Genomic DNA, 26,376 nt, shown 5'->3' with positions numbered 1-26,376 from the left:
GCGCGGCGCAGGCCCGCCGCTGCTACCATGGCGCATGCACCAATTTTCCTACCTGACATGATCAACAAACACGACATTACCGGCCTGGTCCTGGCCGGCGGCCTCGGCACGCGCATGGGCCAGCGCGACAAGGGCATGCTGCCCCTGCATGGCCAGCCCCTGGCGCGTCACGTGCTGCAGAGCCTGGCGCCGCAAGTGGGCCAGCTGGCCATCAGCGTCCACGCGGACGCCGGCGATTACGCAAACTTCGGCCTGCCCGTGTGGCCGGATGTGCTGCCAGGCCAGTTGGGGCCGCTGGCGGGTTTGCACAGCGGCATGCAACATGCCACCACACCCTACCTGCTGACGGTGCCGTGCGATTCGCCATTGCTGCCGCCCGACCTGGCGGCGCGCCTGGCCGCCGGCTTGATGCAAAACAATGCCGACCTGGCCATCGCCGTCACCGAGGAAATCGATGCGGCGACGGGTCAGACGGTGCGCCGCCCGCACCCCGTCTTTTGCCTGGTGAAAACCTCGGCCCTGCCCCAGTTAGACTCGTATCTGCGCGGCGGAGAACGCCGCATGCGCACCTGGCACGGCCCCCTGAAGCTGGCCGAAGTGCTCTTCGAGAACAATAGTGCGTTCGGCAACATCAATACCCCGGACGAGCTGGCCGCCCTGCAGGCGCAGGGCTTTTCCGTGCCGATGGCGCAAGCCATCCTGGCCGACACCGTCGCGCCCGTCGCCGAGATCGAGGAACTGCCGTTGCCGCAAGCGTTCGAGCGCATCCTGGCGGCCGACATCATCTCGCCCATCAGCGTGCCCGCGCACGACAATTCCGCCATGGATGGCTATGCGCTTCACGGGGCTGACCTTGGCGCGGATCTCGGCGGCGACACCCCCGTCACCCTGGCCGTGGTCGACACCATCCTGGCCGGACGTCCCGGCAGCGTCACCGTGCAACGCGGGCAATGCGCGCGCATCATGACGGGCGCTGTCATGCCGGACGGCTGCGACAGCGTGGTGCCGCAGGAACTGGTGCAGCACGCCAGCGACGCCAGCATTACCGTGGCGCCCGACTGCATCCGCCCCGGCGACAACCGCCGCTTCAAGGGCGAAGACTTGATGCAAGGCCAACCAGCCCTACTGCAAGGCAAACTACTCGGGCCGGCCGAACTGGGCTTGCTGGCTTCGCTAGGCATCGCCACGGTGCCCGTGCGCCGCCGCCTGCGCGTGGCCTTCTTTTCCACCGGCGACGAATTGCGCTCGATCGGCGAGCCGCTGGACGCCGGTTGCATCTACGACAGCAACCGCTATACCCTGCTGGGCATGCTGACCCGCCTCGGCTGCGAGGTGCTCGACATGGGCATCGTCAAGGACAATCCGCAAGCGCTGGAAGCGGCCCTGCGCGGCGCTTGCGGCAAGGCTGACGTCATCATCACTTCCGGTGGCGTGTCCAGCGGCGCGGCCGATTTTACGCGCGAGATCCTGGCGCGCCTCGGTGAGGTGGCCTTCTGGCAAATCAACATGCGCCCGGGCCGCCCCATGGCCTTTGGCCGGATTGCCAGCGAGGGCGACACGGCCTTGCTGATGGGCCTGCCTGGCAACCCAGTGGCCGTGATGGCGGCATTTTATTTCCTCGCCCGCCCCACCCTGCTGCGCCTGATGGGCGCCGATGCGGACACGGCCGCCCTGCCGCTGCTGCAAGTGGCGGCCCAGGCACCGATCCGCAAGAAGCGGGGCCGCACGGAATATCAGCGCGGCATCGTCGAACGGGGCCCGGATGGGCGCCAGCACGTGCGCGTGACTGGCGCGCAAGGCTCGGGCATCCTGCGTTCGATGACGCAAGCCAATTGCATGATCGTGCTGCACGAAGCGCAAGGCCATGTGGCCGCCGGCGACCTGGTCGATATCGTACTATTCCATGGACTGATATGAAACTGATACTGGCACTGGCCCTGCTGCAGGGCATGGCGGCGTACGCCGGCGAAGTCCACAGCAATGGCTACACGGTGCGCTTCGACGAGCGCATCGAGGAAGCAAGCGGTGACTTGCACGGCGAAACCGTGGGCCGCGTCAGCATCGTGCGCACCAGCGACCAGGCGCTCGTGTGGCAGGAAAACACGCCCTTGCGGCCCGATTGCGGCGTCGTTGCGGCCGTCACCGCCATCAACGACCGCTTCGTGGCCCTGTGCGGCCACCTGGGCGGGCGCCATTACACGCAAAAGATTATCTTTATGCAAGGCAACGCACTCTCCATGGCGAGCGTGGACCAGTACGACTCGCCCAGTCCCGTGCGCGTGGAGCGCAACGGATCGCTGGCCATCGACGTGCTGCGCCGCGACCGCTTCCCTGGCGAACTGACGGGCCCGCATTACTATCCCACCGTGTACCGCTTGCACCACGATGACGCCACGTTCGGTTTCGTCCCCAGCTTTGATGCCGATGCCGCCGAGCGCTACTGGCAGCACTACCGCGCCACGCGCCAGGTGGCGCCGGCTGCGGACGTGCTGCCGGAATTGCTGGCCTCCCTGCTGGCGGCGCAGGCCGGCAAGCAATCCATCTGCGCGGAGCTGGACACGCTCGCCGCGGACTTGCAGCAGGGGCGACAGCACGATGCGCAAGGCGCGCGCACCTTGATGCGCACGTGGCTGCACAAGCTGCCCGCCATCGGCTATCCCGCCTTCGATACGCAAGCCTGCCCGGGCCGCATCTAGGCGCATCCCTTGCCGCGCCGCCTGCTGGCGGTGCATTCGCCCCCCCTGCTCTCACGAACGGCCCGCCCTGCGCGGGCCGTTCGCATTACCCCTTCGCAATCAATTTTCCTCCCGGAAACTGCTCGCCTATTGAGATAAAAATATTAATTATTTCTCTAAATAACATATAAATAAACACAACACTAATTGTAATTATTTTATTTATTTGTTGATATTGAAGTTTCTTCGGTGATAACATCTTGACTAATACGAAAAGTTCAATTTTGATATTGTTTTCACGAGGAAACTAATAATGAGACACCGCTCTTGGATCGCGGGCGCCAGCATGCTGGGAGCGGCTTGCCTGCTAGGCATATCGACCCTCGCACCGCTGCCCGCCTATGCCAAAGGGGCCCCTCGGGCCGACGTACTGGACAACTGCAGCTGGAACCGCCCCGGCGCCGACCCGTTCATGGGCGATGTCGTGGCCGCCGTGGACAGGTACCCGGACATCGCGCCGCAGGTGCGCGAGCAATTGAAGGCGCGCATGCGCGCGCGCCAGTATGATGAAATCGTCGTGATCAGCCGCGACGCTATCCGCGGCAAGGGCAATTACGATGCGCGCATCAGCGACATGCATTTCGGGCCGGGCCGCGTCTGCCGCAATGTCACGCGTGCAGGCTGGAGCGAGCAGATGCAGGAACGGGGACTCGTGTATTGCGTGCAGGGCGCCTGCATTCTCGTGCCCACCGTGTGCCGCAATGTCAGCCGCATCACGCAGGCGGCGGCCGGGCCGCGCGGCGCCGGTGCTGCGCCTGGCGGAGCTGCGCCAGGTGGCGCGACGCCGGTGGCCACCGCAGCGGCGGGCGTGCCCGTCATCGAGCATCCCGTCGGCGCGCATGGCGGTTCGCTCACGGGCGTGCCGCCGGCCGTGGTGGCCAGCCTGCCCCTGCTGGTCTTCGATGTCGTGCACACCGGCAGCGCCACGCTGCTGCCGTCGAGCATAGGCGGTGGCCAGCCACCGCGCGGCAGCAGCATCATCGTCGAGCCGTTTATCCCCACCGTCATCCTGCCCTCGCTGCCGCCCACCGACCTGTCCGTCTTACCGGCCGTGCCGGAACCGCACACCTGGGCCATGCTGCTGGCGGGACTCGCGCTGCTGGTCGGCGCCAGGCTGCGCCGCCGGCCGGCGGCAGCAGCCTGAACGCGGACGGCGCTATTCGCCGTCCGCCTCGGCCGACAGCCCCGCGTCCGCCTTCCCCAGCAGCAAAGCAGCCGCCTCGCCCGGCAAGGCTTCCACGGATTTCAATTTGCGCGCCATCTGCCGGCTGCGCACTTCCGCGCTTTCGATATTCTTCGCCGCCTTTTCCAGGGTCAGCCGGGTTTGCGACAGCACGTCGCCAAACTTGCCGAATTCCGTCTTCACGGCGCCCAGCACTTGCCACACTTCCGACGAACGCTTTTCCAGCGCCAGGGTGCGGAAACCCATCTGCAAACTATTGAGCAAGGCCGTCAACGTGGACGGTCCCGCGATGCTGACCCGGTGCACGCGCTGCAATTCGTCGGCCAGTCCAGGACGGCGCAACACTTCCGCATACAGCCCTTCCGTAGGCAAGAACAGGATGGCAAAGTCGGTGGTCAACGGCGGCGCCAGGTATTTCTCGGCGATGGTTTTCGCTTCGCCGCGCACGGCCCGTTCCAGCTCGCGGCCGGCCAGGGCCACGCCGTCGGCATCGGCCCGCTCGGCCGCATCGACCAGGCGCTCGTACTGTTCCTTGGGGAACTTCGCATCGATCGGCATCCACACGGGCGGCCCGCCATCGGCAAGGCCCGGCAGTTTCAGGGCGAATTCCACGCGCGCGCCGCTGCCCGGCAAGGTTTCCACATTCTTCGCGTACTGGTCGACAGTGAGTACCTGCTCCAGCAGCATCTCCAGCTGCACTTCACCCCAGGTGCCGCGCGTCTTGACGTTGGTGAGCACCCGCTTCAAATCGCCCACGCCCAGCGCCAGCTGCTGCATTTCACCGAGGCCCTGGTGGACTTTTTCCAGCCGCTCCGACACTTGCTGGAACGACGCACTCAAACGCGTTTCCAGGGTGGCATGCAGTTTCTCGTCGACCGTCTTGCGCATCTCTTCCAGGCGCGCGCCATTGTCGGCCTGCAAATCGCGGATCTTGTTTTCCAGGGTGGCGCGCACTTCCAGCATGCGCTGCGCATTCGATTCCGTCAGTTGCGCCAGCGTCTGGTTGGTGCTGTCGGCAAAGCGCGCCAGGCTTTGCGCCTGTTCTTCGCGCCCGACTTTCCCCTGCGCCTGCATCTGCGTGCGCAGGCTGTCGAGCTGCTGCAGGGTCGCCGCCTGGAATTGCGCCAGGCTGGTGGCGAGGTCTTGCCGCGCCGCTTGCGCCGACGCCTGCAGTTGCAGCCGCACTTCGCGCTCGACCCGGTCGATGCGTTCCAGGCTTTGCTGCTGGTGCTGCTGCACCAGGGCCAGGGTGGTGGCGCCATCGCCGGCGGCACCACGCGGGCGCAGCAAGATCAATAGCAATAAAACGATGGCGACGATGGCGGCGCCCAGCAGGCTGTAAAACTCGATAGGGCTCATGGGTGTCAGTCAGGTTTGTTGCGCATCCAGTCGGCCGTCTGATAGAACGATTCCATCAGGCGCACGCGCAAGGATTCTTCGATGCCCGTGTCTTCCATGGCCCAGGCCATGGCGCGCAGCCACTGGTCGCGCTCGCTGGTGCCGATGGCGTAGGGCAAGTGACGCGCGCGCAGGCGCGGGTGGCCGAATTTCTCGATATACAAGTCCGGTCCGCCCATCCAGCCCGTCAGGAAGAAATACAGCTTGTCGCGCGAGCCGTCCGTCGAGGGCGGATGCATGACGCGGATGCCGGCGAACTCGGCTTCGAGTTCCATCAAGTCATAAAAACGGTCGACCATTTCGCGCAGCACGGGGGCGCCGCCGATGGTCTCGTAGAGGGTGGGGGCAGTGGTATCAGTCATGGCCGCCATGATAACGCAAGCGCCGGCGGCCCATGCGGCGCCGGCGCCTCTGCCACAATAAAAAGCAATATACTTGACCACTCAAGCTTATATCAACTACTATGCAATCTTTAAACACGGACAAAACCACCATGCCGACCACCGCAGAACCGCATTTGCTACGCCATACCAATTTCCGCTGGCTGCTGGGCGGCGGCCTCGTGTCCATGCTGGGCGACCAGTTCAGCATGCTGGCCCTTCCCTGGCTGGTGCTCAGCCTGACAAACGATAGCCTCAGCCTGGGCATCGCCGTGGCCCTGATGGGCGCGCCGCGCGCCGTGCTCATCTTGTTCGGTGGCGCCATCGCCGACCGCTACTCGCCCCGGCGCGTGCTGCAGCTGAGTAAATATGCGAACGCCGCCATCCTGCTGGCGCTGTCCGGCCTGCTGATGCTGGACCAGGCCAGCCTGGCGCTCGCCTATGCGGCCGCGCTGGCGCTGGGCATCGCATCCGCCTTCGCCATTCCCGCCGGCACGGCCATCCTGCCGCAAGCCGTGCCGCCGCAATCGTTGCAGAGCGCCAATGGCTTGCAGATGGGCGCGCGCCAGCTGTCCTTGCTGGCCGGCCCCCTGCTGGCGGCGCTCGTGCTCGGCGCCCACGGGGGCGGGCAGCAAACCGGCATGGCGGCGCTGGCCGCCGCCTTTGCCATCGATGCGCTGACATTCCTGTTTTCCGCCTGGACCTTGCGGCAAGTCAGCCTGCGGCCACTGGCTGCTGCGGCGGCGCAGGGCATGTGGCGCGACATGGCGGCGGGCCTGGCCATGGTGTGGCGCGACATTGCCTTGCGCAGCTGCTATGCCTACTGGGCCGTGGTGGCGTTCTTCGTCATGGGACCGCTGCAAGTGGCCTTGCCCGTGCTGGCCAGCGAGCGCCTGCACGGCGCCGCAGCGCTGGGTTTGCTGATGGGCGCGCATGGCGCCGGCACCCTGGCCGGCATGCTGGCATCCAGCCTGGGCGGCGCCTGGCTGCGCCGCCGCTTCGGCGCCACCCTGCTGCTGGTCGATGCAGTCGTCGGCCTGCTGCTGATGGGGCTGGGACAAATCAGCACGGCCTGGCAAGGCGCGGCCCTGCTGGCCGTGACGGGGCTGCTGGGCGGCTACTTGCAGGTGGCCATCTTTACGTGGATACAGCGGCGCGTGGCGCCCGCCATGCTGGGCCGGGCGATGGCGCTGTTCATGGGCATCTTCCTGGGCCTGGCGCCGCTGTCGGCGGCCGCCACGGGCGCGCTGCTGCGCCACGTCACCGTGGGCGAGCTGTTCTGCGGCGGCGGTGCCCTGCTGCTGGCGGCCGCCGTGGCCGCCGCCCTGCTGACCGGCATCCCCCGCATCGGGGAAGCCGATTGCATCATTCAACCTTGAGAAAGTTCCACCATGGATAAAATACAGCAAGCGGCCCTGAAAGCTGCTTACAGGCAACAGCCACCGCCGCTGGGCATCATCGCCCTGCGGCACTTGCCCAGCGGGCGCGCCTTGCTTGAAAGCAGCCGCAACGCGCCCGGCATGCTGAACCGGCACCGCTTCGAACTGAACCTGGGCAAGCACCGCAATGCGGCGCTGCAGGCGGACTGGCGGCGCGACGGCGCGGCGGCCTTTTCCTGCGCGGTCATCGATACGCTCAAGCTCCCCGACGATCCCGCCTTCGATGCGGACGCCGAACTGGGCGCCCTGCTGGCCCTGCACCGCGCGCACTGGCTGGAACAGGGTCAGCCACTGTATTGAGCTGCGGTGCATTACACTTGCGTACTCAAGCACTTCGCAGTAAATATAAAGGATGGCATGAACGATCACACTCCACTCTCGCCGGACGGCGATGGCGCGCTGGACTTTTGCCTGCGCCTGGCGCGCGCCCAGGCGCTCATCGTGCGCCGCTTCGACAGCACCCTGGGCAATTTGCATGGCCTGAGCTTCAGCGACTATCAATTGCTGTACCAGTTGCAACGCGCCCCCGGTGCGCGCCTGCGCCGCATCGACCTGGCCGAGCGCCTGGCGTTGACGGCCTCTGGCGTCACGCGCTCCCTGATGCCGCTGGAAAAGATCGGCCTGGTGACGCGCCAGGCCGATGTACGCGACGCACGCGTCGGCTATGCCGTGCTGACCGCCGCCGGCCAGGAATTGCTGGAACATGCCAGCGCCACGGCGCAGGCGGTGGGACGCGAATTGCTGCAGGACGCGCCGCCAGAACAGCTGGGAGCGCTGTCGGCCATCCTGGGCAAGCTGGCCGGCTGACGCTGCCAGCCAGCCGCTTACACGAGCGCCAGCTTGCGCAGGCGCCGCGTCGACTGCCAATGTTCCACGCCCGCTTCGGCGCGGATGGCGGCGCAGCCCGCCAGCACCCGGTCGATGGCCGCCTCGTCGAGTCCCGCATTCAGGGTCAGGCGCACGAGGGCGCGGTTCTTCGCCGTTGCCGGGGCGCAAAACATGGCGCCGAAAATACCTTGCCGTTCCAGCGCCTGGCGCAGTGCCAGGGTGGCCGGTTCGCCGCCCGCCTCCAGCGCCACGATCTGCTCCGTGCCATCGCTGACGTTGTAGCCCAGTTCGCGCAAGCCTTCGCGCACCTGCAGCGTATGGCGCCGCAAGGTGGCGCGCCGCCCATCGGCGGCCATGATGAAATCGAGCGCCGCGCCCAGCCACGCCAGCTCATGCGCCAACAGGCAGGAGCTGAAGATGGCGGGCCGCGATTCGGACAAAAAATAGCCCTTGAAGCGGCTGGAACAGCTGATGAAACCGGCCCGCCCCGCGAAGGCCTTGGCCAGCGACGCCGTGCGGAAATGCACGCGATGGCCCAAGCCCCACGCTTCCACCAGGCCCGCGCCCTGCGGGCCATGCGTGCCCAGCGAGTGCGACTCGTCGACCACCACCACGCAGTCGCTGCGCTCAGCGATGTCGAGCAGTTCCAGCAGCGGCGCCAGGCTGCCGTTGGTGCTGTACAGGGCATCGACGACGATCACGCCGCGGCCATGCTTTTCCACTTGCCGCCGCAAGTGCGTCATGTCGTTGTGCAGGAAGGGCACGGCCTGGGCCTGCGCCGACAGCACGCCTTCCCACAGCGAGGCGTGGGCCTGCATGTCGAGGTAGACAGGAATGCCGGGGCTGGCGATACACTGGATCAACCCCACGTTGGCCGCCATGCCGGACTGCGCCAGGATGCCGTCCTCGCAGCCCATGTAGCGCGCCAGCCGGCTTTCCAGCCGGTGCTGTTCGCTGCCTTCCTGCAAGTACACGGCCGACATCAGCAGGCCGCCCGCATTTGCCTGCAGCGACGCCACCTGGGCTGCCACCAGCGCCGGCTCGGCGGCGATGGACAGATAGTCATTGCCGGCCAGGAAAATGGCATGGGCCGGTGTCGGTTGCCAGGCGTGGGGATGCTGGCCGCCCAGCAATTTTTCGATGCGCGTGATGTGATGCGCATCCATGCGCCGCACGATGTAGTCTGGCAGGCAGTGTTCGGCACGGGCGAACGATGGAATGGGCAAGCTGGTAGCGATGGTCATGAGTTTTCTCCTGGGGAAAGGTTTGCTGCGGATTAAAGCCTTGACCGTCTCGCCAACTCATCCATTGACGTATATCAATGTCCAATCAGATAACCGTTCAACCAGGAAAATTTACGCGATGATAATGTTCTGAAGAGAATCAAGGCAGAGTCATGACGCAGCAATTGCAAGGACGATGGACACACTGGCGCAGGCGCCTGCTCCATTCGCTGCTGCATGAGCGCATGCCCCATGAAAACCTGGCCGGCAGGGTTGCCATGCTGGCCGCCGTGGGCACGGTGGCGATGCCGCTGTACTACCTGCTGTGGCATTACTTTTTTCCGCAAGCCTATGAAAACCTGACCTTGCGCCTGACGGGCGTGGGCATCTGCGCGGCCGGCCTGTTTGCGCGCCACTTCTCGGCCCGCTGGCTGTCGCGCTACCTGCTGTTCGCGCTCAGCTACATCCTGCCCTTCTTCTTTACCTTCATGTTTCTGATGAACCACGCGTCGTCCATCTGGAGCGAATCGCTGCTGATCGGCCTGGTCATACTGTTTCATTTCGAAACGAAACTGGCTTGCCGCGCCTACCTGATCGGCACCAGTACCGCCTGCCTGGCCGTCATCCTGCAGGGAGAGGGCAGCTTCCTGCTGCAGCGTGAAGTGCTGCAGCAACTGCCCGTGCACTGGTTCACCATTGCCTCGCTGTCCGTGGTGAAAGTGGGCAGCAAGGTGCTGGAGCTGGAACGGCTGGCTGGCCTGGCGGCCGGGCTCGGTTCCGTGGCGCACGAACTGCGCACGCCGCTGACCAGCGTGGAAGCGAATGTGCGGGGCATGCGCCGGCTGCTGCCGCAGCTGGCGAGCCAGGCGGACGACTTGCCCCCGTTGCAGGAAGCCCTGTCGCGCATCCAGTTCGAAGTGCGCCACATGCAGCACATGATCGATTTGTTCCTGATGAGCGCCAGTGCCGTCAACCGCAACCTCCAGCCCAGCCAGGCGCTATCGATGCTGGCGATGGTGAATTCCGTACTCAAGCGCTACCCGTTTACCGGCAACAGCCAGCGCGGCTGCGTCAAGGTGGACGTGCGCGCCGACTTCCAGTTCGCGGGCCAGGACGAGCTGTGCGTGGTGATCCTGCTGAACCTGCTGAGAAACGCGCTGAAAGCCATCCAGCGGGCCGGCAAGGGCCGCGTGCGCATCATCATCGACGGCGCCCGCCCCGTGCCCAGGCTGCTGTTCATCGACACGGGCTGCGGCATCGCGAAGAACCGCCTGCCGCTGATCTTCGAGCGTTTTTATTCGTATCCCGTGCACAACGGCAGCGGCATCGGCCTGGCCCTGTGCCGGCAGATCGTCACGGCCTGGCAGGCGCGCATCCGCTGCGTGTCGCGCGAGCATGCGTATGCGATTTTCATCCTGGAATTTCCCCAGCCCGTGCCGGCCCGCTTCCAACCCTCTTCCCCCGCAAGGTGATGCATGCAACTGCCCGTCTATTCCCATCCGACCCTGACCGTCTTGATCGATGACAGCGATTCCTTCCTGAAAAGCCTGGCCTTCCAGCTCGATCCCGCACTGGCGCGCCAGACCTTCCACGACACCAGCAGCGCGCTGCACTGGCTGCGCCACAGCACGCAGCTGGGCGAGACGCCGCTGCACGTCAATTTCGACACGCAAAATCTGCCGCCCGACCAGCGCAACGTGGCGCTCGACCTCGAACGCATCTGGCGCATCAGCGGCCAGGCGCAGCGCTTTGCCGTGCCCTCCGTGCTGGTGGTCGATTATTCGATGCCGCAGATGAATGGCCTGGAATTCTGCCAGGCCGTGCGTGACTTGCCGTGCAAGAAGATTTTATTCACGGGCGCGGCCGATGAAAAAGTGGCCGTGACGGCCTTCAACCGGGGCTTGATCGACCGTTACATCAAGAAGAGCGACGACGACGCGCTCGATATCCTGGAACAGGAAATCGTTGCCCTGCAGCGCGAATTCTTCCTGCAGCAGTCGGACACGGTGCGCGACTTGCTATTGCTGCACGACTATAGTTTCCTGCAAGACGAAGCCATGGCCGACGTCGTGCACGAGCTGTGCCGGCGCCATGGCTTTGTCGAGTTCTATATTTTTCCGAATCCCTGCGGCATCCTGTTTTTCACGCGCGACGGCCAGGCCCGCCTGATGATCATCGAGACGGAACGCAGCCTGCACACGCAGTATGAAATGGCGCGCGACAGCGACGCGCCCGAGTCCCTGCTGCTGGCCCTGCTGGAAATGCGCGTGATCCCGTATTTTTCCGATGCCGACAGCGACGGCATGTATGCGGCGCATATCGGCGAAAACTGGTTCCGCTACTGCGCCGCGCCAACCATCTGCCTGGGGCGCGAAACCTACTTCTGGGCCCTGTTCGACGTGCCGCCGCACAAGCTGGGGCAGCCGGTCATGTCCTACGCGCAATTTTTACGCGCGCAGGCGGACGACAGCGTGGGCGCTTAGCCTTCCCTTAGCGTTTGCAGCGGCGGATGCCTCAAGACATTGCGCAAGCCCAGCCAGCCGCCGGCGATCGCGCACAGGGCGCCGGCCAGCAGGCCGAACGCCCACACGCCGGGCGCAAAGCTCCAGGCGAACTTGAACTGGTAGGTGGCCAGCGCCCAGCCCATGGCCGCCGCACCCGTTGCCGCCAGCAAGCCGGCCAGCGCGCCGACGAGCGAAAACTCGATCAGCTGTGCCTGCGCCAGTTGGCGCCGCGTGGCGCCCAGCGCGCGCAGCAGGCCCGCTTCGCGCGTGCGCTCGTCCTGCGAGCCCATCAGGGCCGCATACAGCACCAGCAAGCCCGAGGCCAAAGTGAAGGCGAAGAGGAATTCGACGGCCGTCACGACCTGGTCCAGCACGCCCTGGATCTGTTTCAGCACGCCGCCCACGTCGACCACCGTCAGGTTCGGATAGTCGCGCAGCAAGGCATTGCCCAGGTCCGCCTGCGCGGGCGGCAGGTGAAACGCCGTGATCCACGTCTGCGGCGTGTCCGCCATGGCGGCCGGATTGATGATGACAAAGAAATTGACGCGCATCGAACCCCATTCCAGCTTGCGCAAACTCGTGATCGCCGCTTCGACGGGCTGGCCGGCGATGTCGAAGCGCAGCTTGTCGCCCAATTTCAATTTCAAGGTCTTGGCGATGCCCTCCTCCACCGACGCCTCGGCTGGTGCACCGGGCGCATTGCCGAACCACTTGCCGGCCACCAGCTTGTTTTCTTCCTGCATCGTGGCCATCGTCGACAGGTTGAATTCGCGGTCGGCCAGGCCCTTGGCGCGGTCATCCTCGTAGGTGGTTTCCGTGATGGCATTGCCGTTCACGGCCACCAGGCGCCCGCGTATCATCGGATACAGGGGCGCGTTGGCCACGCCGGCCTGGGACAGGCGCGCGGCGATCGGGTCTTTCTGTTCCGGCAGGATATTGATCATGAAGCGGTTCGGCGCGTCGGGCGGCGTGGCGTTGCGCCAGGCCACCATCAAGTCGCCGCGCACCACCGTCAGCAGCAGCAAGGCCATCAGGCCCAGGGCCAGGGACACCACCTGGATGACGGTGGCGCCCGGCCGGCGCTGCAAGGACGTGACGGCAAAGCGCCAGCCCTGGTGATTGAAAGCGCCGCGCAGGGTTTTCAGCGACTTGATGCCCAGCCAGCCAGCCAGGCCGAACAGGGCAAAGCCGCCGAGGAAGCCGGCCGCCGTCAGCAGCGCCAGTTTCACGTCCCCCGCCTGCCACAACAGCAGCACGACGAAGGCGGCGATACCGAGGCCATACGTGGCCAGGGCCAGCGCCTGCGGCGGCTCCTGCTCGCGGCGGATCACGCGGTTGTGCGGCACATTGCGCAACTGCAAAATCGGCGGCAGGGCAAAGCCCAGCAACAGCAGCATGCCGGTGGCCACGCCTTGCAGCGCGGGCAGCATGGAGACGGGCGGCAAGTCGCTCTGCACCAGTTTCCCCAACAACTCCAGCAGCACCAGGTGGCCGCCGAAGCCCACCATCACGCCGACCACGCTGCCGGCCAGGCCGACCAATAAAAATTCGATCACGTACATGGCCGTAACCTGGTTTTGCGTCAAGCCCAGGCAGCGCAGCATGGCGCACGCATCGAGGTGGCGCAGCATGAAACGGCGCGCCGCCATGGCCACGGCGACGGCCGCCAGCATGGCCGACAGCAAGCCGACGAGCGACAGGAAACGGTCGGCACGGTCCAGCGTCGATTGCATCTGCGGGCTGCCCGATTCCAGCGATTCGATGCGCACGCCCTTGATGGCCTGCGTCTTGATCTGGCTTTCCAGCCAGGCTTGATATTGCGCAAGCTCGGCCGCCTTGGCGGGCGGCGCCGACAGCAGCAAGCGGTACGACACGCGCGAGCCGTTCTGCACCAGCGCCGTGGCGGCCAGGTCGCCCAAGGGCAGCATCACGCGCGGCGCGAAATTCAAAAAGGAAGCGCCGCGGTCCGGTTCGCTGGCGATCAGTTGCGTGACCGTAAATGCCTTGTCGCCCAGGGTCAGGGTGTCGCCCAGTTTCGCGTTCAGGCTGGACAGGATGGCCGCATCGACCCACAGGGTGCCGGGCGCCGGCACCTGGTCCGTCGGCCGTCCCACGGCATCCTGCGCTTCGCTCAGTTTGGTCGTGATTTTCAGCTTGCCCCGCTGCGGGTAGCCGGGCGAGACGGCCTTGATGGACGCCAGTTGCGACAGCGATTGCTCGCCCTCGCCCGCCTGCGCCATGCTGGGAAACGTCACCGTGTCGGCCAAAATAAAACCGCGCTTGAGCGCTTCGGCGCGCCAGGCCGCATTGACGGGCTGGTCGGCGCTGATGACCAGGTCGGCCCCCAGCAGCTGGTGCGCGTCGCGGTTCAGGCCCGCGCGCAGGCGGTCGACGAAGAAGCCGACGGCCGACAGGGCCGCCACGGCGACGATCAGCGCGACGAGCAGGAAACGCAGTTGCCCGGCGCGCCAGTCGCGGCCGGTCATTTTCAGGGAGAGGCGGAACATGGGCGGCGGGTCTTCAGGTAGAGTTATTGCGTTGCGCCGTGGGCGGCGGCGTGCTGCGCGAAATACGCATCGACGGTGGCGAGGAAGGCGTCTTTCTGCGCCTGCGGCAGGAAGGCGGCAATGAAACCGTTGCGCGCCAGGCGTTGCGCGTGGGACAGGCCCAGCGGCAGCGCGTCGAAGATGGCGTCGAAGTTGTCGTTCATGTAGCCGCCGAAATACGCAGGATCGTCCGAGTTCACCGTCACCAGCAGGCCGGCGTCGAGCAATTGCACCAGGTTATGGTCGTGCATCTGGTCGAACACGCGCAGCTTGGTGTTCGACAGCGGGCAGACGGTGAGCGCGATCTGTTCGCGCGCCAGGCGGGCCGTCAGGTCCGCGTCTTCCAGGCAGCGCACGCCATGGTCGATGCGCTCGACTTGCAAGTCGTCGAGCGCCGTGCGGATGTAGGCTGGCGGGCCTTCCTCGCCCGCGTGGGCCACCAGGTGCAGGCCCAGCTCGCGGCAACGGGCAAACACGCGCGAGAATTTCTCGGGCGGGTTGCCCACTTCCGACGAGTCGAGGCCGATGCCGATGAATTTGTCGCGGTGCGGCAAGGCGTCTTCCAGGGTCTCGAACGCTTCTTTCTCGCTCAGGTGGCGCAGGAAGCACAGGATCAGGGCCGCGCTGACGGGGCTGTCCTGGCAGGCGCGGTGGATGCCGTTGATCACGTCGGCGATGGCCACGCCGCGCGCCGTGTGGGTTTGCGGGTCGAAGAAGATTTCCGTGTGCAAGACGTTGTCCGCTTCGGCACGGCGCAGGTAGGCTTGCGTCATGTCATAGAAATCCTGCTCTTTCAAGAGCACGCTTGCGCCAGCGTAATAAATGTCGAGAAAAGACTGTAAATCCGTAAAAGCATAGGCGCTGCGCAAGTGTTCCACCGATTCATAGCCCAGCGGCACGCCATTGCGCTCTGCCAGTGCGAAAATCAGTTCTGGCTCCAGCGAGCCTTCGATATGGATATGCAGTTCGGCCTTCGGCATGCCGCGGACGATCGCGCGCAATTGGGAGTTCATCATGGGTGTTCCTTATAGGGTGGCGATAACAATGCTGGCCCGCGCACGCACGGCGCGCGGGGCCATCAGACATGCAGGCATCTTAGCGCAAGATGGCCAGGCTCACCGGCGCCCGGCCGCCATGACGCCCGCTGCGGCGGCGCCACGGCCGGCTCCGGCACGCGCTGGCGAATTGTCGTATGATGATTTAAAAGGTACAAAATAGTTCATTGGAATCGATGAAAAATTTGATGATTTATCCAATTAAATCAACAATTTACAAACAAGTATTAAGGATATGCTGACATATCTTTTGACTTCCTGATCCTTTAGAGCAATAATAAATTTCATGGGGTAATGGTAGGTGCAACAAGCGCTATCAACAGTGAAAAAAAGCCGGCTGGCCACGTCAGCACACGGCATCAAGCGCCAGTTTTTTGGTCCGGGCAATCCGGACTCGCAAAGACAGCCGGGCTTGAAACAACAATAAAAATCGATACGGGGTACAGGAAAAATTCAAGCGGCAAGCCCAGGCGAGTGCCAGGCGGGCGGCCATGGTGACTGGCAGTACAGGTTTACATTAAAGGACATTGACATGACCATTTTTGATAACTATGCAGCACGCTACGAGCGCACCCGCGAAGAGGAAATGTCGCTCACCGAATACCTGGCCCTGTGCAAGAAGGACAAGCTGACGTACGCCAGCGCGCCCGAACGCATGCTGGCCGCCATCGGCGAGCCGCAGCTGGTCGACACGCGAAACGACACGCGCCTGTCGCGCATCTTCGCCAACAAGATCATCAAGATCTATCCCGCCTTCCGCGAGTTCTACGGCACCGAGGAAGTCATCGAGCAGGTCGTCTCGTATTTCCGCCACGCGGCGCAAGGCCTGGAAGAACGCAAGCAGATCCTGTATCTGCTGGGGCCTGTCGGCGGCGGCAAGTCGTCCATCGCGGAAAAGCTCAAGTCGCTGATGGAGCATGTGCCCTTCTATTGCCTGAAAGGCTCGCCCGTCAACGAATCGCCGCTGGGCCTGTTCAACGAGGAAGAGGACGGCACCATCCTGGAAGAGGATTACGGCATCCCGCGCCGCTACCTGCGCAACATCCCCAGCCCGTGGGCCGTGAAACGCCTGCATGAATACAATGGCGATATCAACCAGTTCCGCGTCGTCAAGCGCTACCCGTCCGTGCTGAAACAGATCGCCATCTCGAAAACGGAGCCGGGCGACGAGAACAACCAGGATATTTCTTCGCTGGTGGGCAAGGTCGACATCCGCAAGCTGGAAGATTATGCGCAGGACGACCCGGACGCCTACAGCTATTCGGGCGGCCTGTGCCTGGCCAACCAGGGCCTGATGGAATTCGTGGAAATGTTCAAGGCGCCCATCAAGGTCTTGCATCCGCTGCTGACGGCCACGCAGGAAGGCAATTACAAGGGCACGGAAGGTTTCGGCGCGATTCCGTTCGACGGCATCATCCTGGCCCACTCGAACGAGTCGGAATGGAAAACCTTCAAGAACAACCGCAACAACGAGGCGTTTCTAGACCGTATCTATATAGTCAAGGTGCCGTACTGCCTGCGCGTGTCCGACGAAATCAAGATCTACGACAAGCTGGTGGCCAATTCCTCGCTGGTCAAGGCCCCGTGCGCGCCCGGCACCCTGCGCATGATGGCGCAGTTCGCCATCCTGTCGCGCCTGAAAGACCCGGAAAATTCCAGCATCTTCTCGAAGATGCTCGTCTACGATGGCGAGAACCTCAAGGATACGGACCCGAAAGCCAAGTCCATGCACGAATACGTCGATTACGCGGGCGTGGACGAAGGCATGAACGGCCTGTCGACGCGCTTTGCCTTCAAAATCCTGTCGAAAGTGTTCAACTTTGACAATTCCGAAGTGGCTGCCAATCCCGTGCATCTATTATATGTACTGGAACAGCAGGTCGAGCGCGAGCAGTTCGCGCCGGAACTCGAGCAGCGCTACTTCTCCTATATTAAAGAGCACCTGGCGCAGCGCTACGTGGAATTCATCGGCAAGGAGATCCAGACGGCGTACCTGGAAAGCTATTCGGAATACGGACAGAACATTTTCGACCGCTACGTGACGTTTGCCGATTTCTGGATACAGGACCAGGAATACCGCGATCCGGACACGGGCGAAAGTTTTGACCGCGAATCGCTGAACAATGAACTGGAAAAGATCGAGAAACCGGCGGGCATTTCCAATCCGAAGGATTTCCGCAACGAAATTGTCAACTTCGGGCTGCGCGCGCGGGCCTCGAACGGCGGCAAGAATCCCGCCTGGACCAGTTATGAAAAGTTCCGTACCGTGATTGAAAAGAAAATGTTTTCGAATACGGAGGAATTGCTGCCGGTGATATCCTTCAATGCCAAGGCCAGCGCCGACGATGCCAACAAGCACGCCGACTTCGTGGCCCGCATGGTGGAAAAAGGCTATACGGCCAAGCAGGTACGCCTGTTATGCGAATGGTACTTGCGCGTGCGCAAGTCGTCATAGCGCGGACAGCGGAGGCGCGCTCCCGCCCGGTGACTGGCGGAGCGCGCAAGACGAGAGGCAAGGAGGCACCCTTTGACATACCTCATCGACAGGCGCTTGCAAAGCAAGAATAAATCCGCCGTCAACCGCGAGCGTTTCTTGCGGCGTTACAAGGGCCAGATCAAGGATGCCGTGGGGCGCGCCATCAAGGGGCGCTCGATCACGGACGTCGAGAATGGCGAGAAGGTCAGCATCCCCGTCAAGGACGTGGGCGAACCGTCGTTTGGCCACGCGCATGGCGGCGTGTGGGAAGTGGTCAATCCCGGCAACAAGGAATACCTGAAAGGCGACCAGATCGCCCGGCCGAAAGGCGGCGGTGGCGCCGGGCGGGGCAAGGCGGGCAATAGCGACGAGACGACGGAAGACGATTTCATCTTTGAATTGTCGCGCGAAGAATTCATGAATTATTTCTTCGAAGACCTGGAATTGCCGCACATGGTGAAAACCCAGCTGACGGCCACCACGGAATTCAAGAACCAGCGCGCCGGCTACAATATGTCGGGCACGCCATCGAATATCCACGTGCTGCGTTCCCTGCGCGGCGCGCTGGGGCGGCGCATCGCCGTCGGCGGCGGCGCCCGCAAGCAGCTGGCGCAGGCCGAGGAAGACCTGGCGACACTATTGCACGAAGGCGCGCCCGACAGCGACCCGCTCGTCACGGAGCTGCGCCGCCTGATCCACCACCTGCACACGCGCCTGCTGGCCATTCCCTTCATCGACCCGTTCGACTTGCGCTACAGCAACCGCATCAAGGTGCCCAAGCCGATGACGCAGGCCGTCATGTTCTGCATCATGGACGTCTCCGGTTCCATGGACGAATCGCGCAAGGACACGGCCAAGCGCTTCTTCATCCTGCTATATCTGTTCCTCAAGCGCGCCTACGACAAGATCGAGGTGGTCTTCATCCGCCACCATACGGCGGCGGCCGAAGTGGACGAGCATGAATTCTTCAATTCGCGCGAGTCCGGCGGCACCGTCGTGTCCTCGGCGCTGCACTTGCTCAACACCATCATCGACGAACGCTATGGCGCCGGGCAATGGAACAGCTATGTGGCGCAGGCCTCCGACGGCGACAACTGGGACAACGATTCCGTGCTGTGCCGCCAGTTGCTGATCAACACCATCATGCCCAAGGTGCAGTACTACACCTACGTCGAGATCACGGACGGCCCGCAGCAAAACCTGTGGGAGCAATACGCGGGCGTGCTCGACCATCACGCCCATTTCGCCATGCAAAAGATCGTCACGCCGGCCGATATCTACCCGGTCTTCCGCGAACTGTTCAAGAAACAGGTGAAATGATGAGTGCAGCCTTTGACCGCGCCAGCAACACCCCGGGCGAACCGTTCGTGCGCCTGCGCCACCCGAACGCCCTGCCCGAGCAGTCGGAATGGACGTTCGAGCTGATCGAGCAAATCCACGAGGAAATCCGCCGCGTGGCGAAACAGTTTGGCCTCGACACCTATCCAAACCAGCTGGAAATCATCACGGCCGAGCAGATGATGGATGCCTACACCTCGGTAGGCATGCCCGTGTCATACAACCACTGGTCGTTCGGCAAGCACTTTCTGTCTACCGAGAAAAGCTACAAGCGGGGCCAGATGGGCCTGGCCTACGAGATCGTCATCAACTCGAACCCGTGCATCGCCTATCTAATGGAGGAAAACAGCCTGACCATGCAATCGCTGGTGATCGCGCACGCGGCCTACGGTCACAATTCCTTCTTCAAGGGCAATTACCTGTTCCGCGCCTGGACCGATGCGGACGCCATCATCGACTATATGGTGTTTGCCAAGAATTACATCGCCGAATGCGAGCAGCGCCATGGCGTCGATGCCGTGGAATTGCTGCTCGACTCGTGCCACGCCATCCAGAACTATGGCGTGGACCGCTACAAGCGCCCGGCGAAACTGTCGATGGCGAAGGAATATGCGCGGCAGAAAGAGCGCGAAGCCTATGTGCAGTCGCAGATCAACCAGCTGTGGCGTACCCTGCCCCGCCGTGAAGACGACGAGGAAGAGGACGACCAGCGCAAGGCCGCTCCCCGCTTTCCGCCCGAACCCGAGGAAAACCTGCTGTACTTCATCGAAAAGTACGCACCGCTGCTGGAACCTTGGCAACGCGAGATGGTGCGCATCGTGCGCAAGATTTCCCAGTACTTCTACCCGCAGCGGCAAACCCAGGTCATGAACGAGGGCTGGGCCACCTTCTGGCATTACACGATATTGAATCAGCTGTATGACGAAGGCGTGGTGGGCGACGGCTTCATGATGGAATTTCTGAAAAGCCATACCAACGTGGTCTACCAGCCGCCCATCGACAGCCCCTATTACAGCGGCATCAACCCGTACGCGCTGGGTTTCGCCATGATGAGCGACATCCGCCGCATCTGCGAGCACCCGACGGACGAGGACCGCGCCTGGTTCCCCGACATGGCCGGCACGGACTGGCGCAAGAGCCTGGACTTTGCCATGCGCAATTTCAAGGATGAAAGCTTCATCGCCCAGTATTTGTCGCCGCGGCTGATCCGCGAATTCCACTTCTTTGCCGTGCTCGACGACGACAAGAATGAAAAGCTGGCCATTTCCGCCATCCACGACGATGCCGGCTACCGCTACGTGCGCCAGCAGCTGGCGGAACAGTACAACCTGGGCAACCGCGAGCCGAACATCCAGGTCTGGTCCGTGAATACGCGCGACGACCGCGCCCTGACCCTGCGTCACACGCAGTTCCAGCGCCGCCCGCTGAACCAGCAGGCCGTCGAGGTGCTCAAGCATGTGGCACGGCTGTGGGGCTTCGATGTGCACCTCGATACGGTCGATCCGCAGGGGGTGGTGCTGGGCACCTTGAATTGCCGGCGCGAGAAGCGCAACCGGCGCGATGACCCGGTTGTCCGGCCATGAAATGATTTGTTGATAATAATCAATAGCAAGAATATAAGCGCTTCCTATGCCTATATAGGAATTCCGTATGGCCTGGCGGCGTCGAAACGGCTGTCAGGAGCGTCTTTTTTGACCTGGGTGAAGTGCGTTCCGCACCCGTTTGGTGCGCGCGGCGGGCTAAGTGGTCTGGTTCCGAGTCAAAACATTTCCAAAAAGAAAGATTTTTCTCCAAATTTAGCAGTTTCCATATTGAATATCACGAAATATAATTCCGCCATATAGGCACATCGGAGAACTTAGCAGCGGTCGCCCAAAACGGCTGTAAAAAACCGATAAGACCGCCTTTTTTTCTGTCCGAAAGCGTGCAAAGATGACATAAGCAAGTACGTTTTCAGGGCGCAAAAGCGCCAAAAATTTAACCGGTTTTAGGCGTTAAAAATCTGTGTAAAATAAAGAATTCGTATGTATAATTCGGCGACGTCCCGGATACGGCTGGAGCTTTGTGTCGTCATTTTGGGGTTCAGTTGCAAGACAAGAGATGGTATTTGGAGAAAGCAGGCATGAATTTTTCGAACGAGAAAAGTCCCAAGAACTACACAGGCATCACTATCGTTGTCCTGCTGCACGTTCTCGCGGCTTACGGGATCGTGACGGGCTTGGGCAAGCGGTTGGTCACCAAAATGATGGAACCGGTTGAAACCAAGATTATCGAGGAAGTCAAACCGCCTCCACCGAAGGATCTTCCACCGCCACCACCGCCGCCAGAAATGAAGGCGCCACCGCCGCCATTCATTCCGCCAGTCGAGGTGAACGTGCAGCAGCCGCCACCACAGCAGAACGTGATTGCAAATGCGACTGCCGTGAAGCCAGCCACGAATGTATTGGCACCGCCATCGCCGCCTGCACAGCCTGCGCCAACTCCTGGACCAGCCAAATCGGTGCGTACACCGGCCGTGGTTGACTTCAGTGTCTGCGAAAAACCGGCTTATCCAAAGTCGTCGCAGCGCAACGAGGAAACCGGTGTGGTGACACTGTCGTTCCTGATCGGTGTAGACGGCAAGGTCGCTGATTCGAAGATCGTGAAGTCCAGCGGCTTCAGAGACCTGGACAAAGCCGCGGTGCAAGGTATCAGCCGCTGTACATTTAAGCCGGCAACAGTTGACGGCAAGCCGGAACAAGGCTGGCAGCAAATGCAATACGTTTGGTCGCTGGATTAAAACCCGAGACAGTTATCCCCTGTCTCACACTATGATTTCGTTGTCATTACGTTCAGCGATCTGTTATTTTTAATTTTGGAGGAAGCATGTTTAAGAATACCCGTTTGTCCGCATTTTTTGCCGCGGTTCTGTTGTCCGTTACCGCTACTACCGCTCTGGTAGCAGCTCCGGCATTCGCTGACGCGCCAGCATCGGCTGCCGCTTCGGCTCCTGCGGCAGACGCTGCACCAGCACCAGTTGCTGCAGATGCCGCCGCTCCAGCAGCAGACGCAGCAGCAGCTCCAGCCGCTGATGCAGCCGCTCCAGCCAAAACCGAAGAAGTGCACAACCCATTCGGCCTGCAAGCAGTGTGGGACGGCGGCTTCGTGCCACGCGCCACCCTGATCATCATGGTCATCATGTCGATCGGTACCTGGTACATCATCATCACCAAGCTGATCGATCAAATGAAGATCTTCAAGCAAGCTAAAGAAGCCGCTGCCAAATTCTGGAAAGCTCCTTCGATCGCTGCTGGTTCGGCAACCCTGGAAGAAGGCTCGCCATTCCGCTTCATCGCTGAATCGGGCACCAAGGCAACGGCTCACCATGACGGCGCCCTGCTGGAACAAATCGATCTGTCGACCTGGGTGACGATGTCGATCCAGCGCGCTTCGGACAAAGTCCAATCGCGTCTGCAAGATGGCCTGTCGTTCCTGGCAACCGTTGGTTCGACCGCACCGTTTATCGGTCTGTTCGGTACCGTTTGGGGTATCTACAACGCACTGACCGCTATCGGCATGACCGGTAACGCATCGATCGACAAAGTTGCAGGTCCAGTTGGTGAAGCACTGATCATGACCGCTTTCGGTCTGCTGGTCGCTGTTCCTGCCGTTCTGGGTTACAACTGGTTGGTTCGTCGTAACAAAACCGCAATGGAAGACATCCGCTCGTTCAGCGCCGACGTTCACTCGGTTCTGGTTTCCGGCGTAATGTCCACCAGCGAAGCTGGCCGTGCTGCCGGCGCTAAAAAGATCGGATAAGTCATGTCGATGTCCGTCGGCTCCGACAGCGGAGAACAAGATCAGGTAATGTCAGAAATCAACACGACGCCGCTTGTCGACATCATGTTGGTTTTGCTGATCATTTTCTTGATTACGAGTCCGGTTGTCCTCAAGCTGCAGAAAATCGATCTGCCGATTGAGACGAACCAAGCCCTGCAAACCAAGCCGCAAAACGTTAACATCGTTGTTAACAAGGATGGCGAGATTTACCTGGGCCAGACCAGACTGAAAGACACGAACGAGCTGTTCGATTATCTTAAAGTTGAAGCAGTGAAAGTACCGCAGCCGGAAGTACACGTTCGTGGCGACCAAGAAACACGCTACGAATCGATCGGCCGGGTTATTTACACGACCCAACGTGCCGGGATCCAGAAGGTCGGCTTCATCACCGAACCACCTGACAAGGGCTGATAGCGACTGACAGCGGCGTCCCGGCAACATGGGGACGCCACTGCCAGAAGCTGACCGGGCGGCAGTTTCGCCCGGTGCTTCGTTGGACTTCTTAAAGGAAACACTATGAGTATGAATGTCGGTTCGGGAAGCGCAGCAGGCGCGGATCCGGAACCAATGATGGAACTGAACATGACGCCCCTCATCGACGTGATGCTGGTGCTGATTATCATGTTGATCATCACGATTCCTAAGCAAAACCACTCGGTGAACCTGAACATGCCGGTCGGCACCCCGCCGCCACCGACAACCGAACCAGTGGTCGTCACGATCGATGTCGATTTTGATGGCACTATCTTGTGGGACAATCAGGTCGTACCTGATCGTAATACGCTGGAAGCCAAGCTGAGCAACGTTGCTGCGCAAGCAGACCAGCCAGAAGTGCATCTGCGTCCTAACAAGCTGGTGGAATACAAAGTCGTCGCCGGTGTGATGGCGTCGGCGCAGCGTCTGGGCGTGACCAAAATCGGTCTGGTCGGCAACGAGCAATTCCAGTAAGCTGTAGCAATCAGGTTATCTTTACATCCGAATAGGCAGGACTTCCTGCCTATTCGCTTTTTACTGAAAGACTTTCTCATGTCCAAGTTTCGTCTCGCTCATCTCGGCCTCGTCATGGCCGCTATCGGTTTTACCGCAGCAACTCCTGTAATCGGCCTGGGCTCGCTGGCATATGCCGCCGATACCGTGCGCGCCGAAGTCGGCAAGCCACTGCAAGAAGCACAAAAACTCGCTAGCAGCGGCAAAAACAAGGAAGCGCTGGCCAAACTGCGTGAAGCAGACAGCGTCGGCGGCAAGACCGCCTTTGAAAGCTACCAGATCGAACGCGTACGCGCTTCGGCCGCCGCAGCATCTGGCGACAACGGCACGGCCATCAAGGCTTTTGAAGCCGTCATCAATTCCGGCCGCCTGAGCGCCGCCGAAGCCCCCAAATTCACGCAAGCGCTGGCAGGCATGTACTACCGCGCCAAGGATTGGCCAAACACCATCACCTGGATCAAACGCTCGCTGAAAGACCGCGAAGATCCACAGATGCGCGAACTGCTGATCCAGACCTACTACGTCAGCGGCAACTACGCCGAAGCGGCAAAAGAGCTGCAAGCGCGCGGCGGCAACTCGGAAGCAAGCCTGCAAATGCTGGCCAACATCCAGATGAAGCAAAACGACAAGGGCGGCTATGTCGCCACCCTGGAAAAACTGGCATCGAGCTATCCGAAAACCAGCTACTGGGCCGACCTGCTGAACCGCGTTTCGGGCAAACCTGGCTTCTCGCAACGCCTGGGCCTGGACGTCCAGCGCCTGCGCCTGGCCAACGGCCTGTTCAGCAAGCCTTCCGAATACATGGAAATCAGTCAGCTGGCCCTGCAAGCAGGCAATCCTGGCGAAGCGTTGAGCATCATCGAGCAAGGCTACAAAAAAGGCGTGCTGGGTACCGGCGCCGATGCACCACGTCACCAGCGTCTGAAAGACCTGGCCCTGAAAACCCAGGCTGACCTGAAAGCCAGCGCGGCCAAGTCGGAAGCGGAATACGTCAAGAACAAGGATGCCGACAGCTTGAGCAAGCTGGGCTTCGCCCTCGTCTACGACGGTCAGGCGGAAAAGGGCCTGGGCTTGATGAACGACGCCGTGAAACTGGGCACCGCCAAGTATGCGGAAGAAGCCAAGCTGCATCTGGGCATCGCCTACATCCACGCTGGCAAGAAGTCCAACGCCACGACGGCACTCAAAGCCGTCAAGGGCACGGATGGCGCGGCTGACCTGGCCCGTTACTGGACCTTAATGAATAAATAAGACAACGCCTCCCGGGGAGTTGCAGGCAGCTAGTCGAGTGCCACCAAAAGCGTTGCCAGCACACCCGCCGGCAACGCTTTTTGTTATTTCAGCAGTGAAATTCACCCTGCGCCCGCCCTGCCGGGTGTGCATCCCTGAAACAGTCCGTATAATCCCCCTTTTGGCACAGTTTTTCATCAGATTCCTATGAAGGTATTCCGCGGACTTCCCAATGCCCAGGCACGAGCGCCTTGCGCTCTGACCATCGGCAATTTTGACGGTGTCCACATCGGCCATCAGGCCTTGCTGGCGCGCGTGCGCGGCGCCGCGACCGAACTCGGCATTGAAGCGGCCGTGATGACGTTCGAACCGCACCCGCGCGAATTCTTCGCGCAGCGCGCGGGCGACCTGTCGAAGGCCCCGCAGCGCATCGCCAACTTGCGCGACAAGCTGCAATCGCTGGACGACGCCGGCATCGACCGTGTCGTCGTCGAGCACTTCAGCGCCCAGTTCGCCGCCTTGACGCCGCAGGAATTCACGGAAAAAGTCCTCGTCGACGGCTTGCACGTGAAATGGCTGATGGTCGGCGACGACTTCTGCTATGGCGCCCGGCGTGCCGGCGACGTGGCCATGCTGCAGGAAGCGGGCCGCCAATATGGTTTCCATGTAGAAACATTACCTACTGTGATGAACGGCAGCACGCGCATCTCGTCGTCCGCCGTGCGCCTGGCGCTGGCCGCCGGCGATTTCCCGCTGGCCACGCAGCTGCTGGGCCATCCATACGCCATTTCCGGCCACGTGATCCACGGCCAGAAGCTGGGCCGCACCCTCGGCTTCCCCACCCTGAACCTGCGCGTGGCGCACCGCCCCGCCCTGTCCGGCGTCTTCATCGTGCAAGTGCACGGCCTGGCACCGCAACCGCTGCCAGCCGTGGCCAGCCTCGGCGTGCGCCCTACCGTCGACGACAGCGGCCGCGTCTTGCTGGAAGTGCATCTGTTTGATTTTAATCAATCCTGCTACGGCAATCTGGTGCGCGTGGAATTCCTGGAAAAACTGCGCGACGAAGAAAAGTACGACGATTTGCCCACCCTGACGGCCGCCATCGAGCGCGACTCGAACCAGGCGCGCGCCTATTTTGAGCAGCGCAGCGGCGCCATTACCGCCACCGACCGAATTTGACGCCGGCCAACTCCGCCGCCTGGCGGCTCCCGCCGCCGCAAACCATTCAATATCAT

22 protein-coding genes are annotated in these 26,376 nt (G+C 62.1%); 17 read left to right on the top strand and 5 right to left on the bottom strand.

The annotated features are described in order from the left end of the window. Positions 1-57: 57 nt before the first annotated feature. From glp to SJI03_RS04475, 3 genes are all read left to right on the top strand, one after another. Positions 58-1,917, top strand: a complete 1,860-nt coding sequence (gene glp, locus SJI03_RS04485; protein WP_322426379.1) for a gephyrin-like molybdotransferase Glp — start codon at positions 58-60, stop codon at positions 1,915-1,917. Further along, positions 1,914-2,696 (top strand): hypothetical protein, encoded by a 783-nt coding sequence (locus SJI03_RS04480; RefSeq protein WP_322426378.1) that lies wholly within the window; start codon positions 1,914-1,916, stop codon positions 2,694-2,696. The genes glp and SJI03_RS04480 overlap by 4 nt, the downstream gene beginning before the upstream one ends. Before the next feature lie 292 nt (positions 2,697-2,988). Continuing rightward, entirely contained in the window at positions 2,989-3,879 is an 891-nt protein-coding gene (locus SJI03_RS04475; RefSeq protein ID WP_322426377.1) for an MHFG family PEP-CTERM protein, read from the top strand. A 12-nt stretch (positions 3,880-3,891) separates the two neighbouring features. Here SJI03_RS04475 and rmuC read toward each other — a convergent pair whose 3' ends face one another. Together rmuC and SJI03_RS04465 are read right to left on the bottom strand one after the other, a co-directional pair. Beyond that, entirely contained in the window at positions 3,892-5,277 is a 1,386-nt protein-coding gene (rmuC, locus tag SJI03_RS04470; RefSeq protein ID WP_322426376.1) for a DNA recombination protein RmuC, read from the bottom strand. 5 nt (positions 5,278-5,282) lie between these two features. Then, positions 5,283-5,678 carry a group II truncated hemoglobin gene (locus SJI03_RS04465; RefSeq protein WP_034785429.1) on the bottom strand — a complete coding sequence of 132 codons (396 nt, stop codon included), beginning with the start codon at positions 5,676-5,678 and terminating at the stop codon, positions 5,283-5,285. Positions 5,679-5,809: 131 nt separating this feature from the next. On the opposite strand from SJI03_RS04465, the gene SJI03_RS04460 reads away from it, so the two are divergent. Genes SJI03_RS04460 through SJI03_RS04450 form a run of 3 tightly spaced genes read left to right on the top strand, consistent with a single transcriptional unit; the run spans position 5,810 to position 7,942 of the window. Beyond that, a complete protein-coding gene (locus SJI03_RS04460; RefSeq protein WP_322426375.1) occupies positions 5,810-7,075 on the top strand; it encodes an MFS transporter in 1,266 nt (421 codons plus the stop codon). 12 nt (positions 7,076-7,087) lie between these two features. After that, positions 7,088-7,435 carry a GIY-YIG nuclease family protein gene (locus SJI03_RS04455; protein WP_322426374.1) on the top strand — a complete coding sequence of 116 codons (348 nt, stop codon included), beginning with the start codon at positions 7,088-7,090 and terminating at the stop codon, positions 7,433-7,435. 57 nt (positions 7,436-7,492) lie between these two features. Beyond that, positions 7,493-7,942 carry a MarR family winged helix-turn-helix transcriptional regulator gene (locus tag SJI03_RS04450; protein ID WP_322426373.1) on the top strand — a complete coding sequence of 150 codons (450 nt, stop codon included), beginning with the start codon at positions 7,493-7,495 and terminating at the stop codon, positions 7,940-7,942. 17 nt (positions 7,943-7,959) lie between these two features. On the opposite strand, the gene cqsA is transcribed toward SJI03_RS04450, so the two are convergent. Continuing rightward, positions 7,960-9,207, bottom strand: coding sequence for an alpha-hydroxyketone-type quorum-sensing autoinducer synthase (gene cqsA, locus SJI03_RS04445; RefSeq protein WP_322426372.1), 1,248 nt, complete (start codon positions 9,205-9,207; stop codon positions 7,960-7,962). Between the two features lie 152 nt (positions 9,208-9,359). Here cqsA and SJI03_RS04440 point away from each other — a divergent pair, with 152 nt between their 5' ends. Beyond that, positions 9,360-10,658 carry a HAMP domain-containing sensor histidine kinase gene (locus tag SJI03_RS04440; RefSeq protein WP_322426371.1) on the top strand — a complete coding sequence of 433 codons (1,299 nt, stop codon included), beginning with the start codon at positions 9,360-9,362 and terminating at the stop codon, positions 10,656-10,658. Positions 10,659-10,661: 3 nt separating this feature from the next. Further along, on the top strand, positions 10,662-11,669 hold the full coding sequence (locus SJI03_RS04435) for a response regulator (RefSeq protein WP_322426370.1): 1,008 nt from the start codon (positions 10,662-10,664) through the stop codon (positions 11,667-11,669). Here the strand turns inward: SJI03_RS04435 and SJI03_RS04430 are convergent. Both SJI03_RS04430 and SJI03_RS04425 read right to left on the bottom strand, forming a co-directional pair. Beyond that, positions 11,666-14,197 carry an ABC transporter permease gene (locus SJI03_RS04430; RefSeq protein ID WP_322426369.1) on the bottom strand — a complete coding sequence of 844 codons (2,532 nt, stop codon included), beginning with the start codon at positions 14,195-14,197 and terminating at the stop codon, positions 11,666-11,668. The genes SJI03_RS04435 and SJI03_RS04430 overlap by 4 nt on opposite strands. Before the next feature lie 23 nt (positions 14,198-14,220). Further along, positions 14,221-15,252 carry an adenosine deaminase gene (locus tag SJI03_RS04425; protein ID WP_099377979.1) on the bottom strand — a complete coding sequence of 344 codons (1,032 nt, stop codon included), beginning with the start codon at positions 15,250-15,252 and terminating at the stop codon, positions 14,221-14,223. Positions 15,253-15,823: 571 nt separating this feature from the next. Here SJI03_RS04425 and SJI03_RS04420 point away from each other — a divergent pair. The 9 genes from SJI03_RS04420 (at position 15,824) to SJI03_RS04380 (ending at position 26,320) form a co-directional block, all read left to right on the top strand. Continuing rightward, a complete protein-coding gene (locus tag SJI03_RS04420; protein WP_034785249.1) occupies positions 15,824-17,746 on the top strand; it encodes a PrkA family serine protein kinase in 1,923 nt (640 codons plus the stop codon). A gap of 72 nt (positions 17,747-17,818) precedes the next feature. Then, positions 17,819-19,087 carry a YeaH/YhbH family protein gene (locus SJI03_RS04415; RefSeq protein WP_099377980.1) on the top strand — a complete coding sequence of 423 codons (1,269 nt, stop codon included), beginning with the start codon at positions 17,819-17,821 and terminating at the stop codon, positions 19,085-19,087. Continuing rightward, a complete protein-coding gene (locus SJI03_RS04410) occupies positions 19,087-20,688 on the top strand; it encodes a SpoVR family protein (RefSeq protein ID WP_099378181.1) in 1,602 nt (533 codons plus the stop codon). Before SJI03_RS04415 ends, SJI03_RS04410 begins: the two co-directional genes overlap by 1 nt. Before the next feature lie 539 nt (positions 20,689-21,227). Next, the gene (locus tag SJI03_RS04405; RefSeq protein WP_099377981.1) at positions 21,228-21,884 is read left to right on the top strand and encodes an energy transducer TonB; all 657 of its coding nucleotides are present in this window, start codon (positions 21,228-21,230) and stop codon (positions 21,882-21,884) included. Between the two features lie 86 nt (positions 21,885-21,970). Next, complete coding sequence (locus SJI03_RS04400) at positions 21,971-22,903, top strand: MotA/TolQ/ExbB proton channel family protein (RefSeq protein ID WP_199534342.1); 933 nt, start codon at positions 21,971-21,973, stop codon at positions 22,901-22,903. Between the two features lie 3 nt (positions 22,904-22,906). Next, entirely contained in the window at positions 22,907-23,335 is a 429-nt protein-coding gene (locus SJI03_RS04395) for a biopolymer transporter ExbD (protein ID WP_322426368.1), read from the top strand. Between the two features lie 105 nt (positions 23,336-23,440). Continuing rightward, positions 23,441-23,872, top strand: a complete 432-nt coding sequence (locus tag SJI03_RS04390) for an ExbD/TolR family protein (RefSeq protein WP_170840419.1) — start codon at positions 23,441-23,443, stop codon at positions 23,870-23,872. A gap of 78 nt (positions 23,873-23,950) precedes the next feature. Then, positions 23,951-25,162 carry a hypothetical protein gene (locus SJI03_RS04385; RefSeq protein ID WP_322426367.1) on the top strand — a complete coding sequence of 404 codons (1,212 nt, stop codon included), beginning with the start codon at positions 23,951-23,953 and terminating at the stop codon, positions 25,160-25,162. 186 nt (positions 25,163-25,348) lie between these two features. Then, complete coding sequence (locus SJI03_RS04380) at positions 25,349-26,320, top strand: bifunctional riboflavin kinase/FAD synthetase (protein ID WP_099377983.1); 972 nt, start codon at positions 25,349-25,351, stop codon at positions 26,318-26,320. Positions 26,321-26,376: the final 56 nt, after the last annotated feature.

It is taken from the genome of Janthinobacterium sp. GMG1 (assembly GCF_034427795.1).
In the GTDB taxonomy this organism is placed as follows: Bacteria; Pseudomonadota; Gammaproteobacteria; order Burkholderiales; family Burkholderiaceae_D; genus Janthinobacterium.
Note: the sequence above shows the minus strand (reverse complement) of the source record. Positions and strands in the feature narration are given on the sequence as shown.

Bases quoted from the DNA above. Each gene is read 5' to 3' on its own strand.
- glp (WP_322426379.1), top strand. From the start codon at position 58: ATGATCAACAAACACGACATTACCGGCCTGGTCCTGGCCGGCGGCCTC.
- SJI03_RS04480 (WP_322426378.1), top strand. From the start codon at position 1,914: ATGAAACTGATACTGGCACTGGCCCTGCTGCAGGGCATGGCGGCGTAC.
- SJI03_RS04475 (WP_322426377.1), top strand. From the start codon at position 2,989: ATGAGACACCGCTCTTGGATCGCGGGCGCCAGCATGCTGGGAGCGGCT.
- rmuC (WP_322426376.1), bottom strand. From the start codon at position 5,277: ATGAGCCCTATCGAGTTTTACAGCCTGCTGGGCGCCGCCATCGTCGCC.
- SJI03_RS04465 (WP_034785429.1), bottom strand. From the start codon at position 5,678: ATGACTGATACCACTGCCCCCACCCTCTACGAGACCATCGGCGGCGCC.
- SJI03_RS04460 (WP_322426375.1), top strand. From the start codon at position 5,810: ATGCCGACCACCGCAGAACCGCATTTGCTACGCCATACCAATTTCCGC.
- SJI03_RS04455 (WP_322426374.1), top strand. From the start codon at position 7,088: ATGGATAAAATACAGCAAGCGGCCCTGAAAGCTGCTTACAGGCAACAG.
- SJI03_RS04450 (WP_322426373.1), top strand. From the start codon at position 7,493: ATGAACGATCACACTCCACTCTCGCCGGACGGCGATGGCGCGCTGGAC.
- cqsA (WP_322426372.1), bottom strand. From the start codon at position 9,207: ATGACCATCGCTACCAGCTTGCCCATTCCATCGTTCGCCCGTGCCGAA.
- SJI03_RS04440 (WP_322426371.1), top strand. From the start codon at position 9,360: ATGACGCAGCAATTGCAAGGACGATGGACACACTGGCGCAGGCGCCTG.
- SJI03_RS04435 (WP_322426370.1), top strand. From the start codon at position 10,662: ATGCAACTGCCCGTCTATTCCCATCCGACCCTGACCGTCTTGATCGAT.
- SJI03_RS04430 (WP_322426369.1), bottom strand. From the start codon at position 14,197: ATGTTCCGCCTCTCCCTGAAAATGACCGGCCGCGACTGGCGCGCCGGG.
- SJI03_RS04425 (WP_099377979.1), bottom strand. From the start codon at position 15,252: ATGATGAACTCCCAATTGCGCGCGATCGTCCGCGGCATGCCGAAGGCC.
- SJI03_RS04420 (WP_034785249.1), top strand. From the start codon at position 15,824: ATGACCATTTTTGATAACTATGCAGCACGCTACGAGCGCACCCGCGAA.
- SJI03_RS04410 (WP_099378181.1), top strand. From the start codon at position 19,087: ATGAGTGCAGCCTTTGACCGCGCCAGCAACACCCCGGGCGAACCGTTC.
- SJI03_RS04405 (WP_099377981.1), top strand. From the start codon at position 21,228: ATGAATTTTTCGAACGAGAAAAGTCCCAAGAACTACACAGGCATCACT.
- SJI03_RS04400 (WP_199534342.1), top strand. From the start codon at position 21,971: ATGTTTAAGAATACCCGTTTGTCCGCATTTTTTGCCGCGGTTCTGTTG.
- SJI03_RS04395 (WP_322426368.1), top strand. From the start codon at position 22,907: ATGTCGATGTCCGTCGGCTCCGACAGCGGAGAACAAGATCAGGTAATG.
- SJI03_RS04390 (WP_170840419.1), top strand. From the start codon at position 23,441: ATGAGTATGAATGTCGGTTCGGGAAGCGCAGCAGGCGCGGATCCGGAA.
- SJI03_RS04385 (WP_322426367.1), top strand. From the start codon at position 23,951: ATGTCCAAGTTTCGTCTCGCTCATCTCGGCCTCGTCATGGCCGCTATC.
- SJI03_RS04380 (WP_099377983.1), top strand. From the start codon at position 25,349: ATGAAGGTATTCCGCGGACTTCCCAATGCCCAGGCACGAGCGCCTTGC.